Raw genomic sequence first — 17,387 nt, forward strand, 5'->3', positions numbered from 1 at the left:
TAATTATACTAGTTTGGTTAGATATTGATGGTTATAAAACAAATAATCGTCACACTATATCTGTTATCTATGATAAACTATTAATAATTCCTCATATTTATGAGGTCATCTATTAATAGTGTCTGTAATACAGTAAATGTTACCCCTCAAAGACATGAAATTTTGTAAAAATAATCAGACACCATTGTTCAAAGGTGGCTACCTAAACAATGTTTTTATAGGATGTCGTTTTGAAGACTCCAAATTTTAACAAAACTTTTATTGTTTGAAAACCAAGTGATTGAAAGGGAATTTTCAACTTTAAATGTTCTTTGTTCGGAGAGTTAAATATACTTTTTTTAGATGTTAAAATATTGTTTTTAAGTGTGTTAATATAAGATGTAGCACTTTTTTCTTTATAATGACTCCTTTTTTTGGGAATCAATATCAACTGAATAATTCAAAAATATGAAGTACTTTTGCGCAACTTTTTTAGCTGAGCACAAGTAAAAAGTACCTAAACCGCATCATATTCTTCTTAACTAATGGATCCACGTAGAAGATAGATGTATAACCAAAAGACTAAAAACCAAATTTAAATGACAAACAAACCACTTACTTACAACAGACTTATACCCCTATTTTTTTTAGTATTACTGATGAACATTAGTCATGCTCAGCATGACAAATACGGAAATATAAGTTTCAAAAAAGCAATTAACACATCTGGTAAACAACGTATGCTTACCCAAAAAATGGCTAAATCATATCTTTATTTATTGAGTAAACCTGATGATAGTCAGGCCAAAAAAGATTTAATGACTGCCAAAGTTATTTTTGAAGAACAAAATAGAATTCTTCAACAGAATGCACCATTCAAAGAAGTTAATGATAAAATAGTGTTGGTAAATAAACTATGGGGAGATTTTAAAAAACTTATTGAAGTTTCTCCGAACTATGATATCGCTAAAAAAATTATGGAATCAAATACCGATCTGTTAAAAGCAACTAATGAGGTAGTGCGGCAAATCATAATGCAGTCTAAAAAGTCGCGTAAAAACGCTTCAAATTATTTGAACGAATCAGAGTCTAATTTGAAAAAAGATGCACCTGAGCTCGAAGAAATTATTAATATAGCTGGTAGACAACGCATGTTATCTCAGCGGTTAGCACTTTATTATTATGGGAACGAACAAGTAATTAAGAATAAAAATTCGAATCAAATGCTTACGAATATTTTTAATGAATTTGATGGAGCTCTTAATATGCTTTTGATATTCGATGCTAATACTTCGGAGATAGATGAGAAAATAGGAGTTGCTTTTTCTAAGTGGAATACTATCAAAAAAGAAAAACAAAAATTAATGGCGCAAGAATTAAAATATGAAGATGTATATAAAATGACAAATGAATTAACACGTGTATTTAATGATATTACATTGATGTATGAAAAAACAAAAATCGATAGTCATTAATTTTTATGTCTAAAACAAAGTTCTTTTTTTAGTCTAATCTCATTACTGCTTTTATGTGAGTAATTTTAAATCAGAAATTGTACTGATTAAAAAATAAATGCTGTTGATATATGATCTTATCCATATATCAACAGCATTGCTTGATTATTATTATATTGATTGAACTCATCCTTTGTAAGCAAAAGCGTTACAAAAGATAAGTTCTTTAAAGCCTGTTTAAAAATATTCAATTACTAATTACTACTTGATTGTTTTTTATATTTTGAGTTTTTTTACATTAATATCAGTGCTCTGAATTATTAAGGATGAAGCTCGATACTATTTAGTTACCGTAACATCGTTAACATATTTTTTTTCGTTTAAACTCCAGTCATATTCCAAATAAGATATTGTTGATCTAGGGTCAATTTTGGTAGTAGCGTAGGTGTTAATGAACTTAATAACATCTCCTTCATTAAAATCGTTTTTATACCATTCGAATACTTTAGAGATTTTTGCATCTTGTGCCGTAATTCTGTTATAATTTCTGTTATTAATATACTCTACTGTTTTTTCTTGTAAAGCTTGTTGAACATTACGTGCAGTGTAAGCCCTATTCCATAATTTTGGAGAGGATTTTGCGGCACAGCTTAGTAAAAAATGAATTCTTGGTTCATTCATTTTTCTAAGGATGTTATGTTCAATGTCATCCAGACTATATGATGTATCGTTGATTACGATTTGTTTTTGTTTCCAGGGGTTTTTGATATCATTGATAGAAGTAACAGGATAGTTATCAATTACCATTTTCATCACGATAGCATTATATAAATTAACCCAATACGCTAGTTTTTCATTTTCTGGGGTATTTATATATGGATGATTGGTTGCCAAAGAATTAAAATATTCATTGAATAAAAATTTATCTCTGATGAAACCTTTATAGTTTACTTCACCATCAGTAGATACATTGAGGAGTAATAACTGATCCCAAGGCATATGATCTATTCGGTTTTGGGCTGTAGATATAGAAAAAAAAGAAGACACTACAATTAATCCAAAACATATGTATAACTTTTTCATGTTGAAAGGTTTAGTAGATTATTTAGTTTATACTGTCAAAAATAACACATAAGTTTTGTTTTACCACCTTATTAACGTTAAAATGTCGTAAAGTTACGACGAATGACGGTTATATGTCGTTAAAGTAATAATATTATGGCTTAACAGTATGTATATGTTGTTCTTTTTAAAGTATAAAAGTCTGTAAACTAAGGGATTTTGAATTAAAGCTTGTTTTTATACAGATTCATGTGATTATTTTGTTACACCTTTCCTTTCGTGAAAAAATTAAAAAACAACAACACTCATTTTTTTAAAAATATAATTATTTGTGCATCTATTTATTTGTTAATCAAAATATTGAAGCGAAAAAGGTTTCAGAATCAGTTGCGAGGTGTAAATATAAGTTTATGGGCAAAAGGAGGAATATTCTTTCATTGGTACATCATAGGGATACTGTCTTAAGTGCTGCTTAAAATTAAAGGATACATCTCAAAGAATACAAAATATTAGAATTTTTGAGTGTTTTGTAAAGTGTTTATAATCAGATTTACAATTCTGATATGATTTTTTTTGAATGAACCGGATTTCTATTTACCCCAAGCGTGTCAATCAGGCAAATTTGTTACTTATTCGTTATAAAAAAACAGCCACATCTTCTATAAACATGACTATTTTTACTGTATTTCTTAAGCTTACCTTATATTTGACACGGAAAACATTTCCGTGCTATCGGGATTTTATACTACATATTTTGTGGCGTCTTACTACCGATGATAAAAATACCATTACCAAAATTATTGATGCTTTTATACGTGATACGAAAACCAAAAAAGCATACGCTGCATAATATAACAAAACCACATCCTATCATAAAATAGATCGTGGCTGTTTTTTTTCTATTTCTTACTGTTGTCGTCTTACTCAGAACGCCACTAGTTTTGAAAACTAGCGGGAGCTCATACTAGCGGCAGCCGGGGGTATGCCGTTTAAAATCCCTTAGTAATTCTGATGGTTGATCAATTGAAGAACGAAAAATAAAATGGATATGGCTCTGCATAAAGCAATAACAATACAATTCCATACTTTTTTCCTTTCGACAATACTTCACACTATCTACCAATGCATCGAAGTAGAACTAGCTTGTAAAAACATCTATCCAGTAAACCGTTGCAAAACTCACAAAATATAGACCGCTTTTATTATGGAATTTATAATTTCTGCTCATACCACAAAATACAAAAAGCTATCCCAAAATCTGTGGAATAGCTTTTTTTAATTTTTATAGTTTTTATCAGTCACTCATATGCTACCAATCTATAACGCCACTAGCAAATGCTAGCGTGTTGCTCTGCAGGGTTATTATTTCTTAATAGTTAATACTTATAACTAACTTTTTAATAATCAGCATTTAGATTGATTATGTGTTGAAATAATAACCAACTTCTTCTTAATTTTTTACTTTTATTTTGTATACGTAAGTGTCACGAAAACAGATTATGTTACCCCAAAAAACGTATTTTTTTCAATTTTATAGCATTAAGCGCTATAAAGGAGCTTAAGAACTGTGTTTAAAATGATGAAGAAATGTTAAAAATCTCATTTTCAGGAAACGATATGAGAATTGATAAGCTTTGAATCATATAAAAATTTACTCGATAATCGAGATTTAAATGCTCCAAGGCTTGCCCCGAAATCGAAATGTTTTTTTCTAATAAATGCCTCGTGGGCTTGTCCTGGAGTAGTTTTCTGGTCTTCAATGTAATTTTTTACAGAAAATAACTCAGTCCGATATAAATTTTCTAATCTATTATTGAATGCGAGTTCGAAATAAGAATTTGATTCAGTTTACGGTGATTTGATCTAAGAACTGATACGATTTATAACTAAAAATTTCGCATATTCATCGTTTCTTTTTCCTTTCTACTTCGTTTAAAAAATAAACCGTAGCTATAGCTATGCTTGATTTTTTTGCCTTGCATAAAGAAAAAATAATTCAATGAATTTATACGAATTTTTTAATCACAAATCGTATGATATAAAAACCTTCAAATCAATCAGTTTTTTTCGGTATATTTTAGCTAGTACAAAAGACATTTGACCGAACTCCACTTTTTTATAAACTCAAATGACAAATGGTATGAGATTAATTGAGGCGCTGTAATAAAATCCGACATTGTAAAAATCGTTTTCCGGTTCTGAAGTTCTTCTTCTTTTCAAAACTAGTATTGATTACATTCCCGAAGCTATAGTGTTGCTCTAAGGCATATAATACCCCGATTAATGATTTGTAATCTCCCTGTAAAGTAAAGTTATACGTGGTGGTAGTTTTCTGAGAGGTTTCATCAAGATAGATATGTGGTTCTTCAAAAGCAATTATAGTAAAACTGGCATCGCCAGATAATATATTTAATGTTTTTAAAATGTTATTCTGTAGTGAGTTTCCTTCTACATTATTCTTTTTCAAAATTTCATCTAATTGCTTTTCTTTAGTTGCCAATGCAGCTAATTGAGCAGGAGCGGATTCGTACGCCTGTTTTTGATTCTGTAATACAGTAACTTGTTTGCTTATGGTAAAGGTTTTAGCAAATCCATATTGATACGCTATAAACAAAACTACCAGAAGGCTTATCACCAATGTTATGTTTTTATTTTTCTGTGTCATCGATTAAGTTAATTGCTATTTCGAAATCAGCTGTGTTTTTTGTACTCAATCCATAATTTATAATAGTAACTCCCTGTACATATTCTAGGCTTTCTATACGATTCAACCAGGTAGTAAAACTCAGTTTATCTGTAGAGTCGCCTGTAATGGTGATTGTATTTTTTTTAAAGCTAATGGGTTTGTCGTTACGCATAGTTTTTGTGACCGGTTGATAGATAAAGGTTGTAAGAAGTACAGTTTCTGGCTGAGATTGAATAATTTGATCCACATAAAATGAACTTCTGGAGAAACCTGTATGTACGATACTGGTTACAATAGCTTCTTTAGTACTTACAATAAATTGTTGTTTTTTAATGCGTTCTTTCTGAGTAGTATATATCTGCTGCTCTTCTTGTAATCCTTGCCAGCTTTTATACTTACTATTGAAAATAAAAAAATTAATCAATAAAGAAATTAGCAGAAAAGTCACACTGTATTGTAACGTTTTTTTAAAAAACTGTGATTCTTTATACTGATGTTTCAGCTCCAGATTTTTATCTTCTATATTGCCAGAAATGCGAGTTTGATTTGTTACAGTATCTAGAATAGCAGCAAATGGCAAGGTGTGTGTGCTGGGTATTGTTATAGTATCTATTGTATAATTTTGAGTGTCTCCGTGATTAACACCTATAGCGATAACTTCATTAGTATCAAGTGTAATTACTGAAGTATACGTCATCACTTCTGCATCCGAAATGTAGGACAATAAAGCCGTCGTCTTTAGAATTCCTAAATCAATGGTAGTAATGCTGATATTTGCTTTTTTATATTGTGTAATAACGGTATCTACATAAGCTTTCCGGCATACAGCAACAAAAGATCGGGTTGTAGTTTTTAGAATTTGGTAATAAAAATCATCCAAATTAAGATTAGGATACGCTTCTGATAAAACCTCCTGATCGGATGCTGTTACAAATACTTCTTTTGTCAATACATTGCTATCCGTAATAATAAGATTTGCTTTTACAGCAGTTTTGGTAATAACAGCGATGGCTGTAATGTCATGTACAATAAAGTTTTGTATGACATCTAGTTCATCTTTTTTTTGTAAAACTTCCATCCCCAGAATTGTCGTATGGTCATCTTGTTCTGATTGCTCAAATGAAAAGAAAGTTTTTCCTATAGGGTTGTATGACAATAGGGATTTTAGCATTAATAGAATACTGTAGGTTTAATGATTACATTCAGTTTTTTCTTAGAGTCTTCTCTTCTTCGTTTACTAAATAACCATTTTATGATTGGAATACGTGATAAAAAGGGAACTCCAGAACCTGAATCATTTTTTACTTTTTCTTCAATTCCTCCCAGGATGGCAACGTCATTTGCCTGCATGCGCATAATAGAAGAAAATCGTCTGCTATTAATATCTGGTGGTGCATCTTCTGCAATACGTTCTCCGCTAAAATTAGACTGAATCACCTGTATATCCAATGTAATCTGACCATCTCCAGAAACAAAAGGTTTAAATTCCAGGGCTAATTCTGCATCTATGGGCTGATAGTTTACGATCTCTGAAGTTTGGGGGTTTTGCGATCCAAAAATATTTTGGCTGGTCACTGCATAATATGTAGTCTGACCACTAGATAAATAAGCTTTATGTCCATTTAAGGTACTTAGTTTTGGAGTGGATAATATTTTTACATTTCCATTAGATTCCATAGCTTTTATATCCATATAAAAATTAGGAACCACATTCCCCAGGTTTAAGGAACCAAACCCATCAAAACCACCAATAATTCTATTAATTGTTTGTGCGCCCAATGTAATATTAGCATTAGGAAAGGTGACACCTTCGGTCACTGTGGGTTCTTTGCCGATCCCAAATTCTACACCAGTTTCTACAGTTGCACTTCTACTAACTTCCAGGATCATTACTTCAATCAGGATTAGTGGTACAGGTTTATCGATATATTTTATAAAATTCTTAAATTTTTCTACACGTGTTCCAGATCCACTTACCACAAAACTATTTAGCTCTGTATCAATTTTAATATCCAGACCTTCTGTAACAGAAGCTGGAAAAATATCAGAAATTGATCCTGCTGGCGTATTGCCAGAACTGCCTGTTGAAGAATTCCTCGAAATTCCAGAATTGATGACTCCCTGATTTCTGTTGTTTGTTCGGTTTTGATTAAAATTAGAATTTCCCTGATTGCCAAAGAAATTGGTACCACCTGTTACAAAATTATTACTGCCAAAATTATTACTACCAACACTACCGGCAGGGTTGGCATCTCCCAACATAGCAATGGATCTGTGCATCATTTGAATCAATTCTATTTTCTTGATCGTCAATTGATTTTCTGTTCCAAAATAATAGACATTCCCTTCTTTTTTAAATGTGAAGTTATTTGAAGTCGATGCGGTTTGATTATTTCTAGAGTCACTTTGCTGATTAGAACTAGTATTCCTGTTGGTAACATTGTTTGTGTTTTGAGTCTGTGTTGTAGCACCAGAGTTACTTTCGAAAATTTTTACCAAAAGATCATCAAAACTAATAGCTTCTGCTGTCACTGTTACATTGCCAGCTTTCTCCAGAGGGGATGCTGTAAAGATATTTAGTTTCAGATCTTCAGCAACATTGTTAATCAATTCAGAGACTGAAGAATTTCTAAGGTTTACAGTAAGTACTCTATTGAGGGTGTCTACTATTTTGTAATTAGAATTTTTTCTGTTTCTTCGGGTATAATTGGTATTGCCATCGCTGAGACCAGGAATATTTTCGAATTCATAAAATCCATCTTTTGTTACGGTAAGATCCATATCATTGGATGCTGCCAATTTTTTTAATGCTACATCAACAGGTACATTGCTGAGATACAAAGTCAGATTTTTAGTATTTAAGTCTGGAGTATACAGAAGATTTTTTCCAGAAACCTCGGTAATTTTTCTAAATACTTTAGGCAATGGATCATTTCTAAGATCTGTAGACAAGGTGGTGGTGGTAATATCATACTTTATGACCGGTTCTTTTTCTGCAATTACATCTGCAGGTGGAGTATATGGTTTTATAGCTAATATATTTCCGGTAAACTCTATATCTAATTGATACTCTTTGACAACAAATATTAATAAATCCTGTACACTAACATCATTAAAACCACTGGTAACAATCGTAAGAGTATTCAGTTGATCAGAGAGCGTAAGGTTTATTTTATGAACTTGAGAAACCGCTCTCAAAAAATTAGATAATGTAGTATTAGAGATATTTACATTTACTTTTTCTCCTAGGCCTGGTATCTCTACACTTAGCAATTGCAATTTGTTTTCTAAGGTAGCAATTCTGGTATTGTCTTGCGATTGATTCAGAAAAGTATCTTGAGCAAACGATAGTATTCCAACATTAAAAACGAAACATATTAAAAGTATGTTCTTCTTCATATTCATTAATTATTAGCTAATAACGCATATACTTCTTCGATAGAAGTTACGCCTTCCCTTACCAGGCGTATTGCATTACTTTGTAGCGTGTCAATATTTTGGGTTATAATATAGTCATCGATTTGTAGTTCATTCTGACGTATTGCTGTTTCTAATTCTTTGGTAATGGGTAGCAATTCATAAATTGCTTTTCTGCCTAAATATCCTGTTTGGTAACAATAATTACAACCGGAGGCGATATAATGTTTTTTAATTTCTTCGGGAATATCAAATCCCAGAGGAAAATCTTTTATTTCTGAATTCTTTTCTTTTTTACAGTGCTCGCACAGCTTTCTTACCAATCGTTGCGCAATACTCATCGTTAGTGTACTGGCTAGTAAAAAAGAAGGAATCTTCATATCAATAAGTCTGGAGATAGTTGCCCAAGCCGAGTTGGTGTGTATAGTAGATAAGACTAAATGTCCTGTCAATGCAGCTTTGATAGCCATACTAGCTGTTTTATCATCTCTAATCTCCCCCACCATAATTATATCGGGATCCTGTCGTAAAAAAGCTCTAAGAGCAGCTGGAAAATCAAACTCAATATCTTCTCTTAGTTGTACCTGATTTACACCTTCTAACGTATATTCGATAGGGTCTTCTATTGTTAGAATATTCGATATCTCTTTGTTGAGCTCTTTTAAGGTAGCGTATAGAGTAGTCGTTTTTCCAGAACCTGTGGGACCTGATATTAATATGATTCCCTGAGGTTTTTTAGTGGCTTCTCTATATAATTCGAGTTCTTTATCAGTAAACCCTAAGTCATTAAGTTGTACATCTTGTGTGTTTCTACTCAATAATCGCAACACAATTTTTTCTCCATACAATGTAGGCATAGTGGATACTCGTATATCGAATTCTTCTGCTCCATTTTTAAAAGTAATACGTCCATCCTGTGCGAGTCTTTTTTGAGAAATATCAAGTCCGGATTGTATTTTGATCTGATTAATCAATTGAGGATATTCTTTATTACTGATTGTATATTGTTCTTTTAATTTCCCGTCAAGTCTCAATCGTACTCGACAAAACTTCTCATAAGGTTCCAAATGGATATCACTACTGCCAAAATCTTTTGCCGTTGCTATTAGTTTTTGTAGAAAATTCTCTTCATAATGAAGTTTTTGATTGCTAGAAGTTGTTGTTTTTCTATAATTAAGCGTCAGATACGATTGTAGATTTTCCTGAGTTTCAGAAATCAGGTTAATTTTATGATCTAGAAGTATAGAAAGCTCTTTTTTAAGACTTTCAGGGTTTTCTACATCCGTTTTGAAATAGATAACTTCATCTTTTTTAGAAAATGGAACTATTCTATAGTGAAAAGCCTGATTGGGTGTAATCAACTGTTTTAACTGTACTGGTATTTCGAATGAATGTATTTTCATTAGATAAGATACAGATTAATTATATGAGTACTCCAGCTTCCTATAAAAATTAATAGTAAAAAAATTGCCATATATCCTGCTAGCGGTGGGTTTTGATGAAATGATTTATTCTTGAAAATTAACCAGATGCTCAATGAAAAAAATAAAGAAAAAGCAAATAGAATGTTAAAAGTAATCGTAGGAAATGCAATCGCCATCGATACAAAAAATAATGCATCCCCCAGTCCGAAAACCTCTTTGAAGAAAGGTCGTTTTATCTTTATGATGGTGTATATATATTGTAATGCGATTATGATAAATATAATGACCAGGTTTATTAAGATTGCGTTTATAAAATGTATTGGTAATACCTGAAGATAGTGTTGTAGTCCCATTAAAATAATAAGGCTCAGAAATAGAAACCAATATACTTCTCTACTTTTAAGATCTTGATAGGCAATATAGCCCAGATTATATATAATGAGTCCTTTCAAAACCAACATCTAATCTTTAGTAATTTGTTTTGGACTTCCCTTTTCATCAATTTCCCAGATGTTGTAAACTCCATCACCATCAAAATCTACAACGGCAGTAGCTCTTGCCTTAAAACTTGAGATAGAAGCTTCCAGAAGTTCGTAACTATAATTAGCCGTTCCTCCATTTTTTACTGTTGTAGGAGCTTCATAATTTATTTCATTAAAATCAATAGAATATTTAGAATTAAGATATCTATACTGAGTTTGCATATTGCTAATGGTTTTCAATTGTATTTTTGCCTCCTGTGCCTTTGTTTGCGCAATAAGCGGCAAGAAATTAGGTAGTGCTATTAATAGAAGTATTCCTATTATTGCCAACACCAAAAGCATCTCCTGGAGATTAAATGCTTTGATCTTATGTGTTTTATGCTTCATAACTAATAATTAAAAAACCGCGGGTTAATGTAATCTGCAAAAATATACTTTTTTATACTACTTAATATACTGACAATTAGAATATCAATAGGATTTAACCATAGTCTCTATTTATATAGTAACAAAAAAGAGTGTTTTGTTACCCTATAATTTTTAAAATAATGCTTTTTTAAGATTTTGATGCTACTTAATGGTAACCATGTAGGAAAACTTGATTAAAATGATAAGATAAACATTGTACACTTCTATTTACGAAATTGTTTTTTAGTAATAAATATAGAGGGATTGATACTCAGGTGGTTTGCGATTTTAATTTTCAGCTAGTTTTTTCAGATTGAATCAAGCTAAAATGAAAGTTTTTGGTTATAAAGTATTTCAAAATTAATTCAAAGAAATTTACAATTCATTTAACAAATTTTGAAAGTAATACTATTATTTTTGTGTTCTGAATTAATATTTTATATGGTAATAAAACTTCAAATAGTAAGAATTTTAATTGTCTTTGGTTTTCTTCTAAACCTTGGGAATTATGGTTTAGAACTATTTAATTTTTATAATGAAGATATCTCCTCAATTGTTATTTATGATGAAAAAGAAGAGAAATCCGAGCCCACAGAAAAAGATAGTTCTGAGAAGGAAGATTTAAAAGAAAAGGATAAGATCTCGCAAGGTTCTGAGGATAAGTTTGTCAGAATATGCGTCCTGGTTACAAACGATTATCCAGAATTATATTACAAAAACTCGTCTGTATATTTAGAATACACGACACCACCTCCAGAATACTCATAATTTCTTTTGTTACATAGGTTATTTACGCGTTCTCCCGTTGTTAGGATAGCGGTTAATATACGACCTTTATTTTTAGAGTATTAAAATTTTAAAAGCCTACTTAGGCATTAATTTAATTGTTCAAATCATGAATATTTTTAAAAGTATTAAGAACGATCTTCCAGCAAGTATCGTTGTCTTTTTTGTAGCCTTACCCTTATGTTTAGGGATAGCCCTCGCTAGTGGTGCACCTCTTTTTTCTGGTCTTATTGCCGGGATTATTGGAGGAATTGTAGTAGGAGCTATGAGTGGTTCGCAAATAGGTGTCAGTGGGCCAGCCGCTGGATTAGCAGCAATAGTATTAAGTGCTATTGGGGCATTAGGTGGATACGAGAATTTTTTGGTCGCAGTTGTCCTTGGAGGAGTAATACAATTGGTCTTTGGATTCCTAAGAGCAGGAATCATAGGATATTATTTTCCGTCTTCTGTTATTAAAGGAATGCTAACAGGTATCGGAATCATCATTATACTTAAGCAAATCCCACATTTCTTTGGATATGATGTAGATCCAGAAGGGGATTTTGCTTTTTTTCAGGTTGATGGAGAGAATACGTTTTCTGAGATTATAAATTCTATTAATTTTATTAGCCCTGGGGCAACAATAATTGCGGTCATTGGATTGGCGATATTATTACTTTGGGATAAAGTATTAGCAAAAAAAGGAAAGTTTTTTAAGATCATACAAGGACCACTGGTAGCAGTCGCCGCTGGGATTATTTATTATATGGTTACTGGATCTTCAGAAAGTCTGGCAATCTCTAAAAACCATTTAGTAAGTGTTCCTATTCCTGATAACTTTTCATCTTTTTTAGGACAGTTTAGTTTTCCTAATTTTTCGGCGATTGGTAATATTGATATTTGGGTCACCGCATTTACAATTGCTCTGGTCGCTAGTTTAGAAACCCTATTATGTGTAGAGGCGACAGATAAATTAGATCCAGAAAAGAATGTAACTCCTACGAATAAAGAATTGTTGGCGCAAGGAACAGGAAACATTATTTCAGGACTGATTGGAGGACTTCCTATTACTCAGGTAATTGTTCGTAGTTCTGCTAATATCCAATCTGGTGGAAAAACAAAAATGTCTGCAATCATTCACGGGTTTTTATTATTAATTTCTGTGATATTGATCCCTAGACTTTTGAATATGATTCCACTTTCTGTATTGGCTTCGATTCTTCTTATCGTAGGATATAAATTGGCAAAACCAGCGTTATTCAAAAAAATGTATCTTATGGGCTGGAAACAGTTTGTCCCTTTTACAGTGACTGTGGTAGGGATTGTTTTTACAGATTTATTGGTAGGAATTGGTTTAGGATTATTAGTAGGAATCGTTGTGATTTTAATAAAAAGCTATCAAAATTCTCACTTTTTGCATATCGAAGATAAAAGTAATGGAAAACATAAGATTAAAATGACACTTGCAGAAGAGGTAACCTTTTTTAATAAAGGAGCAATTTTAAAAGAATTAGACCGATTACCAAATGATACCTATCTTACATTAGATGTTAGAAAGACAAGATATTTGGATAGTGATATTATTGAAATATTAGAGGATTTTTCTGAAAAGGCAAAAACCAGAAGTATTGATATTCAGTTAATATCCGAAAGAGGAGTAGTAGAAAACCCCGATAGTTATATTGAATTTTTTGAATTGAGACCAAAAACTGCATAAAACACCATATTATGAAAGCACATACAAAAGAAACACAAGCAGCAATTACGCCGCAAATCGCATTAGAATTGCTAAAAGAAGGAAATAAAAGATTTCAAAACAGCATGAAGGCCGATAGAAACCTCTTGGGACAAATAAAGGATACTAAAGCAGGTCAATATCCATTTGCAACTATCTTAAGTTGTATCGATTCCAGAGTTTCTTCAGAATTGATTTTTGATCAGGGAATAGGAGATATTTTTAGTGCTCGGGTGGCAGGAAATTTTGTTAACGAAGATATTCTGGGCAGTATGGAGTTTGCCAGTAAACTTGCAGGAACCAGATTAATATTAGTATTAGGTCATACTAGTTGTGGAGCAGTCAAAGGAGCTGTAGATAATGCTAAGTTGGGAAATCTGACAGCATTGTTATCCAAAATTAAACCTGCTGTTGCAGCCGTTACAGAACCTTCTGATGCTTCCTTACGAACATCCAAAAATATTGAGTTTGTTAATGAAGTAGCTGTCAAAAATGTGTACATGACAATTGAGAATATCCGTGCAGAGAGTAGTGTCTTGAGAGAGATGGAGGAGAATAAAGAAATATTGATAATCGGGGGGATGTATGATATTAGTACCGGAGGTGTCACTTTTTTTGAAAACTGATACATGTTAAAATTTAGACTAAAATAAAGAGCCTTTATAATTATATCTAATTTTTTTAGGTTGAATATTAATAGATTGACTATTATTGTTAGGAAAAAAAAATGTGATATGAAAGGATTTTTTGGGAATCTTAAAGGGGATGCTTTTGGAGGATTGACAGCAGGTATTGTTGCGCTTCCTTTGGCATTGGCATTCGGTGTATCTTCCGGTTTAGGACCAAGTGCCGGACTTTATGGAGCTATTTTTATAAGTTTTTTTGCTGCATTATTTGGAGGAACCAGTACGCAGATTTCTGGTCCAACGGCTCCTATGACTGCTGTGAGTATGGTTGTCATAGCAGGTATAATAGCTGCTAATGATGGTAGTATTGAAAAAGCATTACCTGCTATATTAACAGTATTTTTACTGAGTGGACTTATACAGATAGGTCTCGGAATGGTTGGTTTAGGAAAATATATTAGATATATACCCTATCCTGTCGTTTCTGGTTTTATGACAGCGATTGGTGTGATCATATTATTAACACAGGTTTTGCCATCTTTAGGATATTACCCAAAAGAAGATGTAGCATTTGTAGATCGGTTTAAGGCACAGGCAGAAGAGGTAATTCTCGAAAATATTCTGAAAGAAGAAGCAGGAGAAGGAATTCTGGTTCTTGAGAATTTTAAAGAAACAATAAGCAGAGCTGATACAATTTCTCAAGATGATATTCTGACAGAATCAAAAATATTGGCAGCAAAAGAAGCATCAGGTGCTTTGGGAGCTTTAAAAGTATTTCCGAGAGCGTTAAAAAACATCAATTGGTTAGAACTCTTATTAGCCTTGGGAACCATTATCATTATTTATGGGTTTAAACGAATTACTACTGTTCTCCCTAGTACATTGGTTGCATTAATTGTTATGTCTGCGATTGCATTTGGGTTGGGGTTAGAGTATAGAGCTATTGAAGAGATACCTGGTGGAATACCAGTACCTAAGTGGGAAATATTTACAAAGTTTAATATAAATAGTATTGTTCCATATATTTTTACTGCATTAACACTAGCGCTTTTAGGAGCCATAGATTCCTTATTAACAAGTGTAATTGCAGATAATATGACCAAAACCAAACACAAACCCAATAGAGAGTTAATCGGTCAGGGAATTGGTAATAGTATTGCGGCTCTTTTTGGAGGTATTCCGGGAGCAGGAGCTACTATACGAACAGTAGTGAATATTAATTCTGGGGGGAAAACCAAGCTGTCTGGTATGATAGCAGGTGCTATGCTTTTAATAATCATGTTGGGACTAGGACCAGTAGCTTCCAAAATACCAGCAGCTGTACTTGCCGGAATTTTAATAACTGTAGGTATTGGTGTAATGGACTATAAAGGACTTAAAGCAATAGCAAGTTTACCAAAAGATATCAAATTAGGGCCATTAAGGTTTAGTTCAGAAGTATTGATAATGCTAATCGTACTTTTATTATCCACTTTTTGGAATCTTGTGTATGCTGTTGGAATTGGGTTGATAATTGCTTCTCTGATGTTTATGAAAAAAATAGGGGATCTAACAGCAGAAAGATCTGATGTAAAACCATTAAAAGAAGAAGAAGGCTGGGGAGATGAAACAGATTTTCTTTCAGCATTAAATCAAAAAGTTTTTATAAAGCATCTCAAAGGACCTTTATTTTTTGGTTCAACCAGTGATTTTCAGAAATTAGCTTCTCAAATTCCTGATACGGCATCTGTAGTGGTTATGAGATTGGGTCTTATGCAATATATGGATCAATCAGGATTGTATGCGATGGAGGAAATGATTTTAGACCTGAAAAAGAAAAATATAGATATTCTTTTTGTAGGCTTATTGAGGCAACCCAGGTATATGATGGAGCGTATTGATATTATCCCGGATTTGGTGCCAGAAACATCTATATTTGAGACTTTTGATGAGTGCATCGCAGGAATTAAGTGATTTTAAATAATACTGCTCGATAATCGAGATTTAAATGCTCCGTGGGCTTTCCCCTAGGTAGTTTACTAGAATAAAATTTCCTTTTTCTGCCAGAATCAAAAACGTTTAAATCACTTCATTCACGAAAAAGATCAAATTTTAATAGGTTATTTTATTTAGGTAGCATCTTCAGAATCCTTTTTTTTGCTATTATTTAGCAGACTTGGTAATACAGCAGGAGCCAGTTTTTTTACAGGAGGGTATAAAATTGAAGTATCTAATGTTTCTTGCTTAATTATATTGAGTGTTCTGTTTCCCGCATCAAGAAGCATGATAATGACACTAGCAATAAAAGCAAATTTTAAAACTCCAAAAGTAGCACCCAGAATTTTATTGAGAATACCCAGAGAAGCGAAATCAGCAATTTTAGTTAATAATTTCCCTGCTAAGGATACAATAATAATAACAATAATAAAAGTAATGGCAAAAGCTACTAATCTCATAGTTCCTTCTCCCCAATCTACGTATTCTCCAAGGAAATCCCCAATGACGTGAGAAAAGTGCACTGCAATATAAATGCCAGCAATAAGTGCAACCATAGAGGCTATAGAAACAAATAGCCCTTTTCTAAGCCCATGTATTAATCCCCACAATAAAAGAACGCCTAAGATAATATCTATATAATTCATTAGTTACATTTTCTTGGACTAAGATACTATTTTAAATCAAAATTGAATGTCAACAGGTATAGAGTAGCTGCATTTATACCTGAGATTCAGTTTCAGGTGTGATCCAAATATCCCAGAGTTATACATTGTATTTACAGAAAAACTTTTAATTAAAGAATAGATAAAGTATAGAGATGTGGCATATAAGATTTCTTAGGAATCATCGTTTGGTTTTTCGACGAAGCATTACTTTTGCAAAACGTTACTTTTTTATAAAATTATAAGTGAAGGTAAACACAAGATTATGGCAAGAGATGAGAAACTAAAAGAACGGTGGGAAATATTGGTAGATAAATTATCAAATCAATTTGCTGATGGAGATGTATTGGATCTGGATGCTATTATTTATTTGATTGGCGTACAGGAATTAGGACAGATTCATAGAAAATTTAAAAAAGATGAAAAGCTGGATCTGATGCATATTGCAATTTGCAGACTTTTAGAACCTTACGGCTATTATGAATTTGATTATTTTGATGAACAGGGATGGCCACATTATATAGTAAAAGAACAATTACCTAATCTCAGGGCAGGAGAACAATCTGTATTAATGAAAGAGGCTATTGTTAGCTATTTTATGGCAAGTGAATATATCTCGTAAAAAATACATATTGAAGTGGTTTACATTTTTGAAAACGGATTTTTTGAATATGAATACAGATTGGTTTTGTCATTTTACTTTTTTTGAT

At 32.2% G+C, this 17,387-nt stretch carries 15 protein-coding genes; 7 read left to right on the forward strand and 8 right to left on the reverse strand.

Annotated features, from left to right (window positions below):
* Window positions 1-578 precede the first annotated feature (578 nt).
* Window positions 579-1,454, forward strand: coding sequence for a type IV pili methyl-accepting chemotaxis transducer N-terminal domain-containing protein (locus F0000_RS02005; RefSeq protein ID WP_149623026.1), 876 nt, complete (start codon window positions 579-581; stop codon window positions 1,452-1,454).
* Between the two features lie 318 nt (window positions 1,455-1,772).
* On the opposite strand, the gene F0000_RS02010 is transcribed toward F0000_RS02005, so the two are convergent.
* The gene (locus F0000_RS02010) at window positions 1,773-2,516 is read right to left on the reverse strand and encodes a DUF547 domain-containing protein (protein WP_149623027.1); all 744 of its coding nucleotides are present in this window, start codon (window positions 2,514-2,516) and stop codon (window positions 1,773-1,775) included.
* Between the two features lie 556 nt (window positions 2,517-3,072).
* Between F0000_RS02010 and F0000_RS02015 the strand changes: the two genes are divergently transcribed.
* The gene (locus F0000_RS02015; RefSeq protein ID WP_149623028.1) at window positions 3,073-3,345 is read left to right on the forward strand and encodes a hypothetical protein; all 273 of its coding nucleotides are present in this window, start codon (window positions 3,073-3,075) and stop codon (window positions 3,343-3,345) included.
* A gap of 1,296 nt (window positions 3,346-4,641) precedes the next feature.
* Here F0000_RS02015 and F0000_RS02025 read toward each other — a convergent pair.
* The 6 genes from F0000_RS02025 to F0000_RS02050 are packed head-to-tail and all read right to left on the reverse strand — an operon-like array spanning window position 4,642 to window position 10,891.
* Window positions 4,642-5,160, reverse strand: coding sequence for a hypothetical protein (locus tag F0000_RS02025; protein WP_149623029.1), 519 nt, complete (start codon window positions 5,158-5,160; stop codon window positions 4,642-4,644).
* Window positions 5,144-6,352, reverse strand: a complete 1,209-nt coding sequence (locus F0000_RS02030; protein ID WP_149623030.1) for a hypothetical protein — start codon at window positions 6,350-6,352, stop codon at window positions 5,144-5,146. Before F0000_RS02030 ends, F0000_RS02025 begins: the two co-directional genes overlap by 17 nt.
* The gene (locus F0000_RS02035; protein ID WP_149623031.1) at window positions 6,352-8,580 is read right to left on the reverse strand and encodes a type II secretion system protein GspD; all 2,229 of its coding nucleotides are present in this window, start codon (window positions 8,578-8,580) and stop codon (window positions 6,352-6,354) included. The genes F0000_RS02030 and F0000_RS02035 overlap by 1 nt, the downstream gene beginning before the upstream one ends.
* Before the next feature lie 5 nt (window positions 8,581-8,585).
* Window positions 8,586-10,001 carry a GspE/PulE family protein gene (locus F0000_RS02040; protein WP_149623032.1) on the reverse strand — a complete coding sequence of 472 codons (1,416 nt, stop codon included), beginning with the start codon at window positions 9,999-10,001 and terminating at the stop codon, window positions 8,586-8,588.
* A complete protein-coding gene (locus F0000_RS02045) occupies window positions 10,001-10,483 on the reverse strand; it encodes a hypothetical protein (protein WP_149623033.1) in 483 nt (160 codons plus the stop codon). The genes F0000_RS02040 and F0000_RS02045 overlap by 1 nt, the downstream gene beginning before the upstream one ends.
* The gene (locus tag F0000_RS02050; protein WP_149623034.1) at window positions 10,484-10,891 is read right to left on the reverse strand and encodes a prepilin-type N-terminal cleavage/methylation domain-containing protein; all 408 of its coding nucleotides are present in this window, start codon (window positions 10,889-10,891) and stop codon (window positions 10,484-10,486) included.
* 462 nt (window positions 10,892-11,353) lie between these two features.
* Here F0000_RS02050 and F0000_RS02055 point away from each other — a divergent pair, with 462 nt between their 5' ends.
* From F0000_RS02055 to F0000_RS02070, 4 genes are all read left to right on the forward strand, one after another.
* Window positions 11,354-11,680 (forward strand): hypothetical protein, encoded by a 327-nt coding sequence (locus F0000_RS02055; protein ID WP_149623035.1) that lies wholly within the window; start codon window positions 11,354-11,356, stop codon window positions 11,678-11,680.
* A 133-nt stretch (window positions 11,681-11,813) separates the two neighbouring features.
* On the forward strand, window positions 11,814-13,394 hold the full coding sequence (locus F0000_RS02060; protein ID WP_149623188.1) for a SulP family inorganic anion transporter: 1,581 nt from the start codon (window positions 11,814-11,816) through the stop codon (window positions 13,392-13,394).
* A gap of 11 nt (window positions 13,395-13,405) precedes the next feature.
* A complete protein-coding gene (locus F0000_RS02065) occupies window positions 13,406-14,038 on the forward strand; it encodes a carbonic anhydrase family protein (protein WP_149623036.1) in 633 nt (210 codons plus the stop codon).
* A 108-nt stretch (window positions 14,039-14,146) separates the two neighbouring features.
* Entirely contained in the window at window positions 14,147-15,991 is a 1,845-nt protein-coding gene (locus F0000_RS02070) for a SulP family inorganic anion transporter (protein ID WP_149623037.1), read from the forward strand.
* A gap of 155 nt (window positions 15,992-16,146) precedes the next feature.
* Here the strand turns inward: F0000_RS02070 and F0000_RS02075 are convergent, their stop codons facing one another.
* On the reverse strand, window positions 16,147-16,659 hold the full coding sequence (locus F0000_RS02075) for a CvpA family protein (RefSeq protein WP_149623038.1): 513 nt from the start codon (window positions 16,657-16,659) through the stop codon (window positions 16,147-16,149).
* A 283-nt stretch (window positions 16,660-16,942) separates the two neighbouring features.
* On the opposite strand from F0000_RS02075, the gene F0000_RS02080 reads away from it, so the two are divergent.
* On the forward strand, window positions 16,943-17,299 hold the full coding sequence (locus F0000_RS02080; protein WP_149623039.1) for a hypothetical protein: 357 nt from the start codon (window positions 16,943-16,945) through the stop codon (window positions 17,297-17,299).
* The last annotated feature ends 88 nt before the right edge of the window (window positions 17,300-17,387 follow it).

The organism is Aquimarina sp. RZ0, from assembly GCF_008370685.1.
In the GTDB taxonomy this organism is placed as follows: Bacteria; Bacteroidota; Bacteroidia; order Flavobacteriales; family Flavobacteriaceae; genus Aquimarina.